This window comes from Caenimonas sedimenti, assembly GCF_007833165.1.
Classification (GTDB): domain Bacteria; phylum Pseudomonadota; class Gammaproteobacteria; order Burkholderiales; family Burkholderiaceae_C; genus Ramlibacter; species Ramlibacter sedimenti.
On the sequence record NZ_VOBQ01000018.1, the window covers coordinates 1 to 15,169 of the forward strand.

General features: G+C 65.5%; 13 protein-coding genes. 5 read left to right on the top strand and 8 right to left on the bottom strand.

Features of this window, described 5'->3' with window-relative positions:
• Nucleotides 1–36 precede the first annotated feature (36 nt).
• The 7 genes from FN976_RS21610 to FN976_RS21640 form a co-directional block, all read right to left on the bottom strand.
• Complete coding sequence (locus FN976_RS21610) at nt 37–495, bottom strand: chemotaxis protein CheX (RefSeq protein WP_145895153.1); 459 nt, start codon at nt 493–495, stop codon at nt 37–39.
• Nucleotides 495–866 (bottom strand): response regulator transcription factor, encoded by a 372-nt coding sequence (locus FN976_RS21615; RefSeq protein WP_145895154.1) that lies wholly within the window; start codon nt 864–866, stop codon nt 495–497. Before FN976_RS21615 ends, FN976_RS21610 begins: the two co-directional genes overlap by 1 nt.
• Nucleotides 867–877: 11 nt before the next feature.
• Entirely contained in the window at nt 878–3,010 is a 2,133-nt protein-coding gene (locus tag FN976_RS21620; RefSeq protein WP_145895155.1) for an ATP-binding protein, read from the bottom strand.
• 43 nt (nt 3,011–3,053) lie between these two features.
• Nucleotides 3,054–3,869 carry an ABC transporter ATP-binding protein gene (locus FN976_RS21625; protein ID WP_145895156.1) on the bottom strand — a complete coding sequence of 272 codons (816 nt, stop codon included), beginning with the start codon at nt 3,867–3,869 and terminating at the stop codon, nt 3,054–3,056.
• Entirely contained in the window at nt 3,866–4,828 is a 963-nt protein-coding gene (gene ntrB, locus FN976_RS21630; protein WP_145895157.1) for a nitrate ABC transporter permease, read from the bottom strand. Before ntrB ends, FN976_RS21625 begins: the two co-directional genes overlap by 4 nt.
• Before the next feature lie 29 nt (nt 4,829–4,857).
• The gene (locus tag FN976_RS21635) at nt 4,858–6,105 is read right to left on the bottom strand and encodes a CmpA/NrtA family ABC transporter substrate-binding protein (RefSeq protein WP_145895158.1); all 1,248 of its coding nucleotides are present in this window, start codon (nt 6,103–6,105) and stop codon (nt 4,858–4,860) included.
• 339 nt (nt 6,106–6,444) lie between these two features.
• Nucleotides 6,445–7,671, bottom strand: coding sequence for a nitrate regulatory protein (locus tag FN976_RS21640; RefSeq protein WP_145895159.1), 1,227 nt, complete (start codon nt 7,669–7,671; stop codon nt 6,445–6,447).
• A 53-nt stretch (nt 7,672–7,724) separates the two neighbouring features.
• On the opposite strand from FN976_RS21640, the gene tsaD reads away from it, so the two are divergent.
• The gene (gene tsaD, locus FN976_RS21645; protein ID WP_145895160.1) at nt 7,725–8,765 is read left to right on the top strand and encodes a tRNA (adenosine(37)-N6)-threonylcarbamoyltransferase complex transferase subunit TsaD; all 1,041 of its coding nucleotides are present in this window, start codon (nt 7,725–7,727) and stop codon (nt 8,763–8,765) included.
• A 133-nt stretch (nt 8,766–8,898) separates the two neighbouring features.
• Here tsaD and FN976_RS21650 read toward each other — a convergent pair whose 3' ends face one another.
• Nucleotides 8,899–9,267, bottom strand: coding sequence for an Hsp20/alpha crystallin family protein (locus FN976_RS21650; RefSeq protein WP_145895161.1), 369 nt, complete (start codon nt 9,265–9,267; stop codon nt 8,899–8,901).
• 139 nt (nt 9,268–9,406) lie between these two features.
• On the opposite strand from FN976_RS21650, the gene FN976_RS21655 reads away from it, so the two are divergent.
• The 4 genes from FN976_RS21655 to rpsO all read left to right on the top strand — a co-directional run bounded on the left by FN976_RS21655 (nt 9,407) and on the right by rpsO (nt 15,001).
• A complete protein-coding gene (locus FN976_RS21655) occupies nt 9,407–10,696 on the top strand; it encodes a branched-chain amino acid ABC transporter substrate-binding protein (protein ID WP_432417883.1) in 1,290 nt (429 codons plus the stop codon).
• Between the two features lie 4 nt (nt 10,697–10,700).
• A complete protein-coding gene (locus tag FN976_RS21660; RefSeq protein WP_145895163.1) occupies nt 10,701–11,867 on the top strand; it encodes a pyridoxal phosphate-dependent aminotransferase in 1,167 nt (388 codons plus the stop codon).
• A 937-nt stretch (nt 11,868–12,804) separates the two neighbouring features.
• Complete coding sequence (gene ltrA, locus FN976_RS21670; RefSeq protein ID WP_145895165.1) at nt 12,805–14,511, top strand: group II intron reverse transcriptase/maturase; 1,707 nt, start codon at nt 12,805–12,807, stop codon at nt 14,509–14,511.
• 226 nt (nt 14,512–14,737) lie between these two features.
• Nucleotides 14,738–15,001 (top strand): 30S ribosomal protein S15, encoded by a 264-nt coding sequence (rpsO, locus tag FN976_RS21675; protein ID WP_145895166.1) that lies wholly within the window; start codon nt 14,738–14,740, stop codon nt 14,999–15,001.
• Nucleotides 15,002–15,169 lie beyond the last annotated feature (168 nt).

A 15,169-nucleotide genomic window follows, 5' to 3' on the forward strand; every position in this document is an offset into this window, starting at 1 on the left:
ACCCCAGCCCTCCCCCAGAGGGGGAGGGAGAGCAAATTAATCCCGCCGCGACATGTCCACGCACACCAGCGCCGGCTGCCGGTTCCAGCGCATGGTGATCACGTACGGGCGCTTGCGCACGCGTGCCTTGATGCCCGAACTGCCTTGCAGCTTGACCGGTACCGAGATCTGCAGCGCCGCCCCCAGCGTCTTGCGGGCGTTGCCCCCCAGCGTGTTGGCGATCTCGCCCACGGCATCCAGCAGGTTGCCGTCGGACAGGTCGGTCTCGCCCTGCAGCAGCAGCAGTTCCTTCAGCAGCTGCGGCGGCATCGAGACGATGACGTGGCCGTTGTACGAACCCGAGAAGGTGACGATGCCGTTGAAGTCGTGGCCTTCCAGGTCGGTGGTGGCGAGGAAGGCGGAGGTGATCTCCGGTTCGTTGCGCGTCAGCACCTTGAAATAGCGGCGCACCGATTCGACGAACAGCTTGAGTTCGTTCTCATTGAGCGTGTCCATCAGCGGGCCTCCATCACGTCGAGCAGGGCCATCCGCAGTTCGTCGTCCGAGAACGGCTTGGCCACGAAGCCGCGCGCACCGAGCTTCAGCGCGGCGATGGCCGTCGACTTGTCCGAGAGCGCGCTGACCACGAGGATGTTGGTCCTGGGCAGCATCCGCAGCAGCTCGCCGATGCATTGCACGCCATCCATCTCCGGCATGGTGAGGTCCATGGTCACCACCTCCGGCTGGGTGGCGCGGGCGATCCGCAGCGCTTCCGCGCCGTTGCGTGCCAGCCCGACCAGCGCCACGTGGGCCAGGCCGCCGTTCTGTACCACCCGGGAGATCCGCGAGCGGATCATGTTGGAGTCGTCGACGATCATGAGGCGCATCGCGGTGTTCCTCATGCCGCGAAGCGGACCTTGAATTCGGTGTATTCGCCGGGCGTCGAGCCAAGCAACAGCCGCGCACCCAGCTTCTGGACGTTCGCCTGGACCACGTCGAGCCCCACGCCGCGGCCCGCATGCATCGTGACCCCGCCCGCAGTGGAGAATCCCGGCTTGAAGATGTGGGCGACGATCTGGCGGTCGTCGAAGCTTTCGAGCTGCTGCGCCGTGTACCAGCCGATTTCCACCAGCTTGCGGCGGATGCGCGGCGCGGAGAGGCCCGCGCCGTCATCGCGCACCGAAAGCGTCCACTCGGTCTCACCGCGCAACAACTGCACGGTGACGGCACCGGCTTCCGGCTTGCCCGCGCCGGTGCGCGAGATCGGCGCTTCGATGCCGTGGGTGACGGCGTTGCGGACGAGTTGCACCGCGATCTCGCGCACCAGGTCGCTGGCGTCCGGCGGCAGGTCGGCGATGGCGCTCATGGTGATCGCGGGCTGCACGCGCTTGCCGGCGTCGCGGGCGATGTCCTCCGCCAGCCTGGCCAGCACCCCGTTGATCGCCTCGCCACTGACGGCCAGGTCGGCCACCGGCTTCTGCAGGCCGGTGAGGCTCTTGAGTGAACCGATCTTGTTCAGCAGGTCTTCCAGCGGCAGCGGCAGCGCCAGCAGCGCGTTGCCCAGGTCGCCGCCCGCACTGCCGCCCTGGCGGATGCGGTCCAGGTCGTTCTCGAACTGGTGGGCTTGAGCGGCGATGGTATCCAGCCCCAGCGTGGCAGCGTCGCCTTTCACCGCGTGCACCCGCCGCCGCGCTTCGTCGATTCGCTTCAGGATGGCGGTCTCGCCCTGCGCGCTGGAGGTGCTGCGCAGCAGGTCGTTCACCTCCAGCAGGTTCTGCTCGGCCCGCGCCACGAACTGGCGCAGCATCGCCGGGTCGGCGTCGATCGCCTTCAGCAGCATCGAGAATTCCTTCTGCGAGCGCTGGCGTTCCGACTGCAGCTTGCGTTCGAGCTCGACGCGCGCCGAGATGTCCTGCACCGTCACCAGCAGGTGGCGCACGCCGGCGCCTTCCTGCACGCGGTTGAAGTGGAAGGACAGGTGGCGCACGACCTCCTGGCCCAGCCGGTTCTTCATCACCGCTTCGACTTCGGAAAGCGGGTTGATGCCCTGGACCAGCGCTTCCTTGACGTGCGGCGCGAACAGCAGCTGCACGTAGTCGCGCGCATCGGCCAGCGCCTTGTCGGGCAACAGCGGCGCGAGCAGCGAGAACAGGTCCTGCCCCGGGGTCAGCGTGCGGCCGAACAGCCCGTGCGCCGACTGCGAGAGCTGCGAGCCGATCTTGAAATCGGGCGTGATCAGGAACAGGCCCTCCCGGACGCTCTGCAGGATTTCGCGGTTCTCCTCGGTGGCGGCCTCGATGGCGGCGTCCGAGGTCTTCAGCCGGTTCAGGAACTTGAACAGGATGAAGGCGAAGTTGAGCAGGGCCAGCACGATGCCGCCCGTCTGCACCATGCGCAGCGTGCTGGCCCGCGAAGCGCCGATCTGCTGTGTCTCCGTCACGAAATCGTTGGCGATGTTCAGCAGCTTGATGTTGTTGGCCTGGCTGTAGGCCAGCGCCCCCGCCAGGTCCTCGGGCGTGAACTTGTCGCTGGCCAGCAGCGGCTGCAATTTCTGGAAGTAGGGCTTCCACACCGCGTCGACCTGGGCTTCCAGCGCGCGACCCCGCTCCGAGGTGACGGGTTGCAGGAACACCGGCTTGCCATCGCCGCCCGGGACGACGTTGCCTTCCTTGAACGCAGCCGCGGAAATGTCGAAGACCTTGGCGCCGGCGCGCAGCTCGGCCAGCGTCTCCGGCTTGTAGGGCTTGTCGGCGACGCGGGCGGCGTCCAGTTCGAGCAGGGTCCGGGCGATCCGCTGCGACACGTAGCGCTGGCGGCCGGCCAGGTTGATGGCCACCGTGTCCTGGTCGATCTTGAAGGAGGTGTAGAAGTTCAGGACCAGCACACCCAGGTCGAACAGCAGGAAGAAGGCCACGGCGATGATGATTTCGCGGTACTTGCCGAAAGAGAACCCCTGCTGCTTCGGCGCGCGGCGCGCTTGCGCCTGCTTGCCGGTGGCGGTGCTGGGTTCTAGGGGCAAAACGGCGGCCATGGAGATTCCCTTCCTGTGGTTCTTGTGGGTGTGCGGCTGGCGTTCAGGCCACCAGCTTTTCGACGTGAGCCTGGCGGGTGTAGAGGAAGTCGATGACTGCCTTGCGGCAGTGCACGTAGCCGGCGTCCTCGGCCAGCTCGACGCGGTTGCGCGGGCGGGCCAGGTCAACCGTGAGGATTTCGCCGATGGTTGCGGCGGGCCCGTTGGTCAACATCACGATGCGGTCGGACAGAAGCACGGCTTCGTCCACGTCGTGCGTGACCATCACCACAGTGCTCTGGGTCTTGGCGACGATCTGCAGCAGCTCGTCCTGCAGCTTGGCGCGGGTGAGGGCGTCCAGGGCGCCGAACGGCTCGTCGAGCAGCAGCACGTTGGGTTCCATCGACAGCGCCCGGGCGATGCCCACGCGCTGCTTCATGCCGCCCGAAATTTCACCAGGGCGCTTGGTGGACGCAGGGGTGAGCCCCACCATGTCGAGCGCCGCTTCGGTGCGTGCCTTCAACTGCGCACGGCTCTCCGTGGCGCCGAAGACTCGTTCGACGGCGAGATGCACGTTTTCGAAGCAGGTGAGCCAGGGCAGCAGCGAGTGGTTCTGGAACACCACGCCGCGATCCGGCCCCGGTCCGGCGATCTCGCGGTTGGCGCAGATCAGGCTGCCCTGCGTGGGTTGGGTCAGGCCGGCGATCAGGTTCAGCAGCGTGGACTTGCCGCAGCCCGAATGGCCGATCAGCGCGACGAACTCGCCCTTGGCCACGGTGAGGTTGATGTCGCGCAGGGCGACGAAGGGGCCTTTCGCCGTCTTGAACGTCTGCGCCACACCCTGGATCTGGATGTACTTGTCGGTCAGGTTCGTGTTCATGATTTCACCTCCTCGAACGTGAATGCGGTGGCCAGCTTGATCAGCGCGAACTCGAGCAGCAGGCCGACGATGCCGATCGTGAAGATCGCGATGATGATGTTCTTGACGTTCAGGTTGTTCCATTCGTCCCAAACCCAGAAGCCGATGCCGACGCCGCCGGTGAGCATCTCCGCGGCGACGATCACCAGCCATGCGGTGCCTACAGCAAGACGCACGCCAGTCAGCATGTAAGGCAACACGGCGGGGAACAGGATCTTGCTGAAGATCTTCCATTCGGAGAGGTTCAGCACGCGCGCCACGTTCATATAGTCGCTGGGCACGCGCTGCACGCCCACGGCGGTGTTGATGATCATGGGCCAGATGGAGCAGATGAAGATGGTCCAGATGGCCGCGGGGTTCGCGCCCTTGAACACCATCAGGCCGATCGGCAGCCAGGCGAGCGGCGAGACCGGGCGCAGCAGGCTGATCAGCGGGTTGAACATCCGCGAGAGAAAGGTGAAGCGGCCGATCATGAAACCCAGCGGGATGCCGATGGCCGCCGCCATGCTGAAGCCCATGGCCACGCGTTTCAGCGACGACAGCACGTTCCAGCCGATGCCCTGGTCGTTGGGGCCCTTCTGGTAGAACGGGTCGCCGAAGATCACCATGGCTTGCCTGAAAGTGTCCGCCGGCGAGGGGAAATTGCTGGTGCTGGTCATCGCCACCACGGCCCAGATGCCCACGAGGAAGCCCATGCCGAAGAGTGGCGGAAGCACCTTCAGGAAGAGTTCGCGCCAGTCGTAGCCTGGTTGTTCCTCCCTCCCCCCCTGGGGGAGGGCCGGGGTGGGGGCGCCCGCCGCCGCGAGCGGCACTTCATTGGCCGATTGCGAAGAGGCGGGGCGCGCATGCCCCCTCCCCAACCCTCCCCCGGAAGGGGAGGGAGTTGCTTCGGCCGGCGAATGGAAGACTGCACTGACCATGTTCGTGCTCCTGGATGGGGATGAATGGCTCAACCGAGCACCTTGAAGCTCTCGGCGTACTTCTTCGGGTCCTTGCCGTCCCACACCACGCCGTCCACCAGCTTGCTGGTGCGCATGACGTCCTTGGGGACAGTGGCCTTGGCGGCGAGGGCGGCCTGTTTGTAGAGGTCGATCTGGTTGATCTGCTTCGCGATGCCCAGGTAGTCCGGGTGGTCCTTGACCAGGCCCCAGCGCTTGTGCTGCGTGAGGAACCACATGCCGTCGGACAGGTAGGGCATGCCCACCATGCCGTCGTTGTAGAACTTCATGTGGTTGGGGTCGTCCCACGTCTTGCCCAGCCCGTTCTGGTAGCGGCCCAGGATGCGCTGGTTGATCGCGTCGACGCCCGTGTTGACGTAGCTCTTGTCGGCGACCGTCTCGGCCATCTTGAGCTTGTTCTGCAGGCTGGCGTCGATCCACTTGCCCGCCTCGATGATGGCGGCCACCACCGCGCGGCAGGTGTTCGGATACTTCTTGACGAACTCGCCGGTGGTGCCAAGCGCCTTTTCGGGGTGGTCCTTCCAGATGTCCTGCGTGGTGACACCGGTCACGCCGATGCCGTCCATGATGGCGCGGTGGCCCCAGGGCTCGCCCACGCAGTAGCCGTCCATGTTGCCCACGCGCATGTTCGCGACCATCTGCGGGGGCGGCACGGTGATGATCTTGGCGTCCTTCATCGGGTTGATGCCGTAGGCCGCCAGCCAGTAGTACAGCCACATGGCGTGGGTGCCGGTGGGGAAGGTCTGCGCGAAGGTGTATTCGCGCTTCTCGGTGGTCATCAGCTTGGCCAGCGAGGGGCCGTCCACGGCGCCCTTGTCGGCCAGCTTTTTCGACAGCGTGATGGCCTGGCCGTTGTGGTTCAGGTTCATCAGCACGGCCATGTCCTTCTTGGGGCCGGACGTGCCCATGTGCACGCCGTAGATCAGGCCCCAGAGCACGTGCGACATGTCGAGTTCGCCGTTCACCAGCTTGTCGCGCACGCCCGCCCAGCTGGCTTCCTTGCTGGGGATGATCTTCACGCCGTACTTCTGGTCGATGCCCAGCACCGAGGCCATCACCACGCTGGCGCAGTCCGTCAGCGGGATGAACCCGATCTTCACTTCCTTCTTTTCCGGGGCGTCGGAGCCCTGGGCCCAGGCCGGCTGGTAACCCAGCGAGGAGAACAGCGCGGCGCCGGTGGCGGCGCCGGCGCGGCGAAGAAGGGTGCGGCGGCGGATCGTGGATGGCTGCGTCGTCATGGGGGCACTCCTGCGGAAAAGAAAGCATTGAAAACAAGAAAGGCGCCCATCTCTCGAATCACGCAAGGCCGCGCGAAAGGAAAAATGGACGCCGTTGTCCGTGGGGTCTTGAAAGACCGTGTCACTCACGCCGCCGTTGGCGCGGGTGACGAGACCCTTTAAGCAGGAGCTGTGCCAGCTTGACTTCCATCAAGCCGGCGTGGGCTTGCTTTCACTGGGAGCGAGCCGCTTCCCGCGCCGGACCCGCGCGGCCGGCCACGGCACGGGCGCCCGGCCGCGGCCGCACGCCCGGGGTGCACGGCCGGCGGGTGGCACGGTATTTGTGCGCCGCAACAGCCTTCAGCGTGCGCGGCTGGGCAGCACGTCCGCCATGGCCAGGACGTTCTCGGCGACGTCGACCACCCGGCGGTTCTGGTTCATGGCCATCTGGCGCAGTGCCTTGTAGGCTTCCGCTTCGGTGAGGTGCTGCGCGGCCATCAGCAGGCCCTTGGCGCGTTCGACGACCTTTCGCTCGTTGAGCGAGGCGCGCACCGTGTCGAGTTCATCGCTCATCGCCTGCAGGCGCCGGGCCTGGTCTTGCACCATGCCGAGGATGGAGCGCTCCAGCTGCGGCCCGTACATGGGCGCCTCGCCGGCAACGGCGGGCGGCTGCGCCGCCAGGGCTTCCAGCATGGCCCGTTGGTCGCGCAGTTCGGTGCGTGCCTGAGCGATCTTGGTTTCGCACAGGGCGCGCAGGTACTCGGCCTGGATTTCCTCCACCCGGCGCATGGTGTCGATCCGCCGGGTGCAGCAGTCGTACCAGACCTGGGCGAGCCCGCCGTCGCTGCGGCCGCCGTCGGCCTGGGTGAAACCGATGCGCCGCAGGCGTTCCAGCTCTGCCAGCCCCCGCAGGTCGACGCTGGCCCGGTCGGCCTCCAGCACCTGGAAATCCGCGAAATCGGCGAAGACCTGGAAGCAGGCCTGTTGCGAGTCGATCAGGTGCTGCCACTGTTGAACCCCGCCGGCGTCGGGCCGGCCAGCGGCAAAGATGGCGCAGCCGAAGGCGCGCTCCTGCCCGGCGAATTCCTTGCCCTGCATGAAGTTGAAGAGCGCCACCAGCGAGCGCGAGATTTCCGGGTCGGTCGCGCTGTCGGCGGCCTCGAACACCACGCCGAGCAGGCCGCTGATCACCCGCACCATGGCGGTGGTTGCCTCCTTGGGCGTCACGGACTGCGCCGCGATGGAACGGCGCACGCCGGCCAGGCCGTCGAGCGAATGGAGGACGCCGGCCACCCGGCTGAACAGGCGCGCCCCGTTGCGCACGCTGTGGCCCTCGGTGTCGAGCCCGTCGAAGCGTTCGCGCACCTGCGCTTCGATGGCCGCGCATTCCGCCGCTTGTTGCAGCCGCTGGTCGGCGAAGCGCACGCCTTCGGAAGCGAGGTAGAGGTTGGTGATGCCGCGCTCGCGCTGAACGGCATGGGTGAAGCGCGCGAGCAGGCTCACGAGTTCGCTGGTCGCGGCCAGCTGCTCGAGTTCGCGGATCTCGCACTGCTGCGCGGCGAGGAGGAAGCTGAGTCCGGATTTCATCTGCCTGTCCTTCCTGCAACAAACGTGCCGTGTGGGCCGCTTACACTGCCTCGATGAAGGTTCTGGGAATCGAATCGTCGTGCGACGAGACGGGGGTGGCCCTGGTGGAGACGCGTCCGGCGGCGGCTCCCGCATTGCTCGCGCATGCCTTGCACAGCCAGGTGGAGATGCACCAGGCCTACGGCGGCGTGGTGCCGGAGCTGGCGAGCCGTGATCATATCCGTCGCGTTCTGCCGCTCGCCCAACAGGTGCTCGCGCAGGCCGGTTGCCAGTTGTCCGACGTCGATGTCGTTGCCTACACGCGCGGGCCGGGCCTGGCGGGCGCACTGCTGGTGGGCGCCGGCGTGGCTTGCGCCCTGGGCGCGGCGCTCGCAAAGCCGGTGCTCGGTGTGCATCACCTCGAAGGGCACCTGCTGTCGCCCTTCCTCAGCGCCGACCCGCCTGAATTCCCCTTCATCGCCTTGCTGGTCTCCGGCGGCCACACCCAATTGATGCGGGTCGACGGCGTGGGCCGGTACGAAATGCTCGGGGAGACGATCGACGATGCCGCGGGCGAAGCCTTCGACAAGTCGGCCAAGCTGCTGGGGCTGGGCTATCCGGGCGGGCCCGCGTTGTCACGGCTCGCCCAGCAGGGGGACCCCACGGCGTTCAAGCTGCCGCGCCCACTGCTGCGAAGTGGCGACCTCGATTTCTCGTTCGCGGGGCTGAAGACGGCGGTGCTCACGCAGGCGAAAAAGCTGGGGGAGGACCTGGACGAGCGCAAAGCCGACCTGGCGGCGTCGACCGAAGCCGCCATCGTCGAGGTGCTGGTGAAGAAGTCGTTGGCGGCGCTGGAACGCCAGGGCCTGCACCGCATCGTGGTGGCGGGCGGGGTCGGCGCCAATCGCCTGCTGCGCGAGCAGCTGAATGCCGAATGCGCGAAGCGGGGGGTGCGCGTGCACTACCCGGAGCTCGACCTGTGCACCGACAACGGCGCCATGATCGCCATGGCGGCGGCGATGCGCATGCAGGCGGGGGTGGAGCGGGCCGCGCCGCGCTATTCGTTCGACGTCAAGCCGCGCTGGCCGCTCGATGCGCTGAACGCGGCGCCATGAAAAAAGCCCGCCGGGGTCACCTCCCGGCGGGCCTCGCCCCTGTGCCTGTCATGCCGGACCTGATCCGGCATCCATCGGTGCACGCCACCATGGATCCCGGGTCAAGCCCGGGATGACAGGGAAGGGAGAGCGCTTACTTGACCTCGATCGTGCGCGCCGTCACCACGGGCTTCTGCTTGCCGAGCGTGAGCGTCAGCACGCCGTTCTCGAGCTTGGCGCTGGTGGCTTCGGCGTCGATCGCTTCCGGCAGCTCGTAGGCGGCCTTGAACTGGCGCGGGGCGTCGGCCACGGTGCTGATGCGCACCACGGCACCGTCGACTTCCAGCGTCAGCTGCTCACGGGCCACGCCGGGCACGTCAAGCGACACGGTCCAGGCGGTGTCGTTCTGCTCGAACTTCAGGCCGTGCAGGACGGAGTCGGACAGGAAGCGCTCGAAGCTGCGGTCGAAGCTGCGGGCGGCGGGAACATAGGCGCGGGTGCGCAGGGCGGGTGCGTAAAACATGGCATGAACTCCTGTGACGTTAAACGTGAAACGCTTGGCGGAATCGGTGCCGTTGCGTCCCTTAAACTCCGCGGCTTTCGAAATGATTGCCGCATGGCGCACATCTGCGTGCCCCAGCGGCGTTTTCAAGGGAAATCCATTGACGAAAAATGTGCGGCGCGGGGTCTTGAAATCGTTGGCGGCAACGCTATGTCTGCCGGCGCTCGCGTGGGCCCAGACGACGGCGCCCGCATTGCCGCCGGTGAAGCTGGCCCTGATCGAAAGCCTCTCGGGCTCGTTCGCGAACACCGGCGAGGCCGTGTTCCGCAACCTGGTGTGGGCGGTCGAGCGGGTCAACCAGCGCGGCGGCGTGAAGACCGCCCAGGGGATGCGCGCACTGCAACTCGATCGGCACGACGGCAAGGGCCAGAACGAGGAAGCGCTGGCCGCGCTGCGCTCCGCCATCGACGGCGGCGCGCGCGTCATCCTGCAGGGCAATTCGTCCGCCACCGCCGCGGCCCTCATCGACGCGATCGGCAAGCACAACGAACGGGAGCCTGACAAGCGGGTCGTGTTCCTCAACTACTCCGCCGTCGACCCGATCCTGACCAACGAGAAGTGCAGCTTCTGGCACTTCCGCTTCGACGCGCATGCCGACATGCGGATGGCGGCGCTGATGCAGGTGCTGAAGGACGACCGCACGGTGCAGTCCGCCTACCTGATCGGGCAGGACTACAGCTTCGGCCAGGCCGTGCTGCGCGAGGCGAAGCGGCAGCTCGGTGTGCAGCGGCCGGACGTGCAGATCGTGGGTGACGAGCTGCACCCGATGGGCCGTGTGAAGGATTTCCTGCCTTACGCGGCAAAGATCAAGGCCAGCGGCGCGCAAGCTGTCGTCACGGGCAACTGGGGCAACGACCTCACCCTGCTGGTGAAGGCGGCGCGAGAGGTGGGCTACGACGGCAAGTTCTACACGTTCTACGGCAATGCGCTGGGCGCGCCTGCGGCGATCGCCGATGCGGGCGTCGGCAAGGTGATCGCCGTGGCGGACTGGCTGCCCAACGTGCAGACCCCGCAGAGCGAGGCCTTCTACCAGGCGTTCCGCCAGCGCTACCCCAAGGCGGCCGACGATTACGTGCACATGCGCATGCAGCTGATGATCGAGGCGCTGGCCCAGGGCATCGAGCGGGCCGGCAGCGCGGAGGCAGTGCCGCTGGCGCGGGCGCTGGAGCAGGTGAGCGTGAGCTTCGCCGGCCAGACCGGCACCATGCGCGCGGCCGACCACCAGTTCCAGCAGCCGCTGGTGGTGGGCGTGATGGAGCGCCAGGGCGCGCCAGGCGTGAAGTTCGACGTGGAGGGGTCCGGCTACGGCTTCCGCGTCGTGCGGTCGGTGCCGGCCGCCCAGGCGGAATTGCCCCACGCCTGCAAGATGGCGCGCGTCGCGGGACACTAGGACCATGCGCCAAGCCGTCCTCGACCTCGAAGCCTCCCAGATCCGCGAAGTCGCCAACGCCGGGATCGGACGCAGCGATGTGCTGCCGTTCTGGTTCGGCGAAAGCGATGAAGTCACGCCGGAATTCATCCGTGAAGCCGCGATCGACTCGCTGCGCCGTGGCGAGACCTTCTATGCGCACAACCTCGGGCTGCCCGAACTGCGAGGCGCCATCGCCGCGTACACGTCGCGTCTGCACAAAGCGGTGGACGTGGAGCGCATCGCGGTCACTTCCGGCGGCGTCAACGCGCTGATGCTGGCCGTGCAGGCGCTGGTGGACGCGGGCGACGAGGTGGTCGCGGTGACGCCCGTCTGGCCCAACCTCACGGCCCAGCCGCGCATCCTCGGCGCGAAGCTGCGCTGCCTGCCGCTGCGGCCCGAGGGCGGCGCCTGGAAGCTCGATCTGCAGGCCCTGCTGGACGCCATCACGCCGGCGACGAAGCTGCTGATCGTCAATGCGCCCAACAACCCCACCGGCTGGACGCTCACTGCCGGCGAACAGCAGGCCATCCTGGCGCATTGCCGCAAGACGGGCACCTGGATCCTGGCCGACGAGGTCTACGAGCGGCTGTACTACGCGCCCAGCGCCAACGGCTGCGCCCCGAGCTTTCTGGACGCGGCCGAGCCGGACGACCGGCTGGTGGTGGCCCACAGCTTTTCCAAGAGCTTCCTGATGACCGGCTGGCGGCTGGGCTGGCTGGTGATGCCGCCCGCCATGACGGAGCACATGGGCAAGCTGATCGAGTTCAACACCTCCTGCGCACCGGTGTTTGCCCAGCGGGCCGCCCAGCTGGCGATGGAGCGCACGGATGAGGTCACGCCGCGCGTGGTGGCTCACCTGAAGGCTTGCCGCGACACCCTGGCGCCGCTGCTCCAGGCCATCCCAGGGGTCGCCCTGACGCCGGCCGATGGGGGCATGTACTGCTTCTTCAAGCTCGACGGTTTCGGCGATTCGCTGGGGCTGGCCAAGCGGCTGGTGGCCGAGGCGGGCATCGGGCTGGCGCCGGGGACCGCCTTTGCGCCGGAGGCGCAGGGATGGCTGCGGTGGTGCTTCGCCTCCAAGGACCTGGGGCGGCTGCGGCAGGGGGCGGACCGGCTGGCTTCGTGGCTGGATTCCTCGCCCAGGCTATAATCCCCAGGTTCGTGCGACACGTGTCGCTGATCGCAGGTCATGTGCCTGCCACTAAAGAGGCTCCCGGAACCGGCTGGTTCCAGAAGCTGCCGGGTGCAAGACCCGGCCTATCAAGTGCTTCGCATCCTTCGGGAAGCGAACCGACGGAAAACCCGAGGTACAACCTTGGACGGACCGTGGGACGTACACGCCGCATGCTTTTCGCATGACCGGCTTCGATAGTCCGATGAGCGAAAGCTCTCAACTACCTTGACAGCTTCAACTGCGCCTCCGGCGTGGCTGTGCGCTGTCCTGCCGTACAACCGGCAGTCACCTACGTTGGCATGCAGCCTTGGTAACGAGACTGTGTGAAGCCCAACTGACAATGTACTCCCCGCGCAAGCGGCGGTGCCCACCCGCGAGGGGGAGCACCGGATACTGCCAGCACGCGGCGGTTGAGGGGGCTAGGTGAGTTCTGCATGGGTAAGCTAACTGAATCATCGTTCGAATCCGGGTAAGGATTGACTGGCCAAAGTTGCTGTTAGGCCAGAGCCAAAAGGCAAGCTGTCGGATGCGCCTGTGGACCATGGGTGCACGTTGTTGAAGTACAGCCCCGGAAAAGATGAACCCTAAACAGATAGTCGGCGCGGCAACGCGTCGTCGGTAGATGAGGGAACGTGGTAAGCCCCACCATCCGCCTGCACACCTCGGTGCGCGGGCAGGGAAGCCGCAAGGCGACCTGTTGGATGAGGGGGTATGGGACTGTGGAAAAAGCGAATGGCTGCCTGTAATGGGTGGCATAGGGGTTCAATATTTGCCCTGACGCGAAAGCGTGCTGACTTCCACGCGGTGCAACCGTCGCTAGACGGCTGCAAGAGTTCAACCGAGCCCCGAAGGGATGCATTCGTCCCTTCGGGGACAGGTGCGTCCTCGAAGGATCAACTCCAACGAGGAAAGCATGAGAACAATCATCGGCAACGATGACGCTGCATCCTCACGCGAACCGCAAGACTGGCATGCCATTGATTGGCGGCTTGTCGAGCGGAACGTGCGAACAACGCAGCGACGCATAGCGAAGGCTACGCAGGAATGCGATTGGCGCCGGGTGAAAGCCCTGCAACGGTCGCTAACCCACTCGTTCTCCGCCAGGGCACTGGCGGTGCGGCGAGTGACGGAAAACCAAGGCAAGCGAACGGCAGGGGTCGATCGCGCGCTCTGGGACACGCCTGACCTGAAATGGAAGGCTGTCAGCCGGTTGAAGCAGCAAAGGGGATATAGGCCAATGCCACTGCGGCGTGTCTACATCCCCAAGTCGAACGGGAAGGAACGCCCGCTGGGTATTCCGACCATGTTCGACCGGGCCATGCAGGCTCTCCACCTGCTTGGTCTTGAGCCAGTGGCTGAGTCGACGAGTGATCCGAACTCATACGGGTTCCGGAAAAATCGCTCGACGGCAGATGCCATGAGCCAGATATTCGTTTGCATGTCCCAGAAGGCTTCGGCCCGCTGGGTACTGGAGGCGGACATCGAAGGCTGCTTTGACCACATCAACCACGACTGGCTGGTGAGTCAAGTTCGCATGAACAAGACGATCCTGCAACGATGGTTGAAGGCCGGGGTGGTCCACAAGGGCCAGCTGACACCGACCGATGAGGGGACGCCGCAAGGCGGCATCATCTCGCCGACGTTGGCGAATGTGACTTTGAATGGGCTGGAATCCGAACTGGCGGCGTATCTCGATGCGAAGCTGAAGAAGACGAAAGCCGCGAAGCTGAAAATCAATGTGATCCGGTACGCCGACGATTTCGTCGTGACGGGCATCTCGAAAGAGGTTCTCGAAACTGAAGTCAGGCCGTGGATAGAAGCATTCCTCGCAAAACGGGGTTTGCGGCTGTCGCCGGAAAAGACTCGCGTCACGCACATTGATGACGGTTTCGACTTCCTTGGGTGGAACTTCCGCAAATACCGCGGGACGATGCTCATCAAGCCGAGTCGCAAGAACGTGAGAGCGTTCTACGCCAAGGTGGCGGAAGTCATCAAGTCGCACCGGATGGTGAAACAGGTAGTCCTGATCGAGAAGCTGAATCCGATCCTTCGGGGTTGGGCTCAGTACCACCACCCGGTGGTCGCGAAAGACGCGTTCAGCAGATTGGATTCGCTGATTCATTGGCGGCTACAACGCTGGGCGCGGCGGCGGCATCCTCAGAAAAGTCGAAAGTGGTGCTATTCGAAGTACTGGAAGCATCTGGACGACCGGGAAGAGTTTGCTGCTGCTCGTCAGTCGAAAGATGGAACATGGCAACTGGTGCGGCTGAATCCGCTTGCGGACACAGCCATCACCCGGCATTTGAAGGTCAAAGGGGACTACAACCCCTTTGACCCGAAGTGGGAGGTCTACGGCGAAGAACTGCGCGGAAAACGCATGCTGCAAAGCATCGGCTACCGCAAGGAGCTTCGCTCGCTGTACCTCTCCCAGTCGGGCAACTGCGCGTTATGTGGCACGGCCATCACCCGGGAAACCGGGTGGCACGACCACCATATCGACCGACGAGTGGATGGCGGGTCTGACCTGCTGTCCAACCGGGTGCTCATGCATCCGGTCTGTCATGGCCGCCTGCACGCGGAACGGTTATCCGTGGCAAAGCCGGTCCCGAAAGGGACTTAGGGCGCCCCCTGGCACTTTGGAGTAGAATTCCAAGGTTCTGCCAAATGTAGGGGGCACATAGTTGTGCTTGAGCCGGATGCGGTGAAAGTCGCAAGTCCGGTTCTTAGGGGGGAATGGTCCAGAAATGGGCTGTTCCTACCCTCCTGCCATTTGTAGTACGGCAGATCGCACGTTGGGCCGCAGTTCCGGCAGCCCATCGCAAGTCAACAATCATCAAGGACACCCCATGACCGCCATCAACAAGGCCGAGGTCGTCGCCGCCCATTCCCGCGGCGCCAAGGACACCGGCAGCCCCGAAGTTCAGGTCGCGCTGCTGACCGCCCGCATCAACGAACTCACCCCGCACTTCAAGACGCACGCCAAGGACCACCACGGCCGCCGCGGCCTGCTGCGCATGGTGAACCGCCGCAAGAGCCTGCTCACGTACCTGAAGAACACGGACGCCGAGCGCTACACGGCCCTGATCGGCAAGCTGGGCCTGCGCAAGTAAGAGCGCATCACGAATTGCATGGCGCCTGAGACGGTTCAAGACTGGCTCAGGCGCTTTGCACTTTCAACGAGGCTGGAAACGAATACGCGCTGTGTCATTCCACAAGGGTCCTGAGGGCCTTTCTGGAATGGCATCGTGTTCGAGCTCGGCCTCCTCGTCACACAACAA

Bases quoted from the DNA above. Each gene is read 5' to 3' on its own strand.
- FN976_RS21610 (WP_145895153.1), bottom strand. From the start codon at position 495: ATGGACACGCTCAATGAGAACGAACTCAAGCTGTTCGTCGAATCGGTG.
- FN976_RS21650 (WP_145895161.1), bottom strand. From the start codon at position 9,267: ATGTTTTACGCACCCGCCCTGCGCACCCGCGCCTATGTTCCCGCCGCC.
- FN976_RS21615 (WP_145895154.1), bottom strand. From the start codon at position 866: ATGCGCCTCATGATCGTCGACGACTCCAACATGATCCGCTCGCGGATC.
- FN976_RS21660 (WP_145895163.1), top strand. From the start codon at position 10,701: ATGCGCCAAGCCGTCCTCGACCTCGAAGCCTCCCAGATCCGCGAAGTC.
- ntrB (WP_145895157.1), bottom strand. From the start codon at position 4,828: ATGGTCAGTGCAGTCTTCCATTCGCCGGCCGAAGCAACTCCCTCCCCT.
- FN976_RS21635 (WP_145895158.1), bottom strand. From the start codon at position 6,105: ATGACGACGCAGCCATCCACGATCCGCCGCCGCACCCTTCTTCGCCGC.
- FN976_RS21625 (WP_145895156.1), bottom strand. From the start codon at position 3,869: ATGAACACGAACCTGACCGACAAGTACATCCAGATCCAGGGTGTGGCG.
- FN976_RS21620 (WP_145895155.1), bottom strand. From the start codon at position 3,010: ATGGCCGCCGTTTTGCCCCTAGAACCCAGCACCGCCACCGGCAAGCAG.
- FN976_RS21640 (WP_145895159.1), bottom strand. From the start codon at position 7,671: ATGAAATCCGGACTCAGCTTCCTCCTCGCCGCGCAGCAGTGCGAGATC.
- ltrA (WP_145895165.1), top strand. From the start codon at position 12,805: ATGAGAACAATCATCGGCAACGATGACGCTGCATCCTCACGCGAACCG.
- rpsO (WP_145895166.1), top strand. From the start codon at position 14,738: ATGACCGCCATCAACAAGGCCGAGGTCGTCGCCGCCCATTCCCGCGGC.
- tsaD (WP_145895160.1), top strand. From the start codon at position 7,725: ATGAAGGTTCTGGGAATCGAATCGTCGTGCGACGAGACGGGGGTGGCC.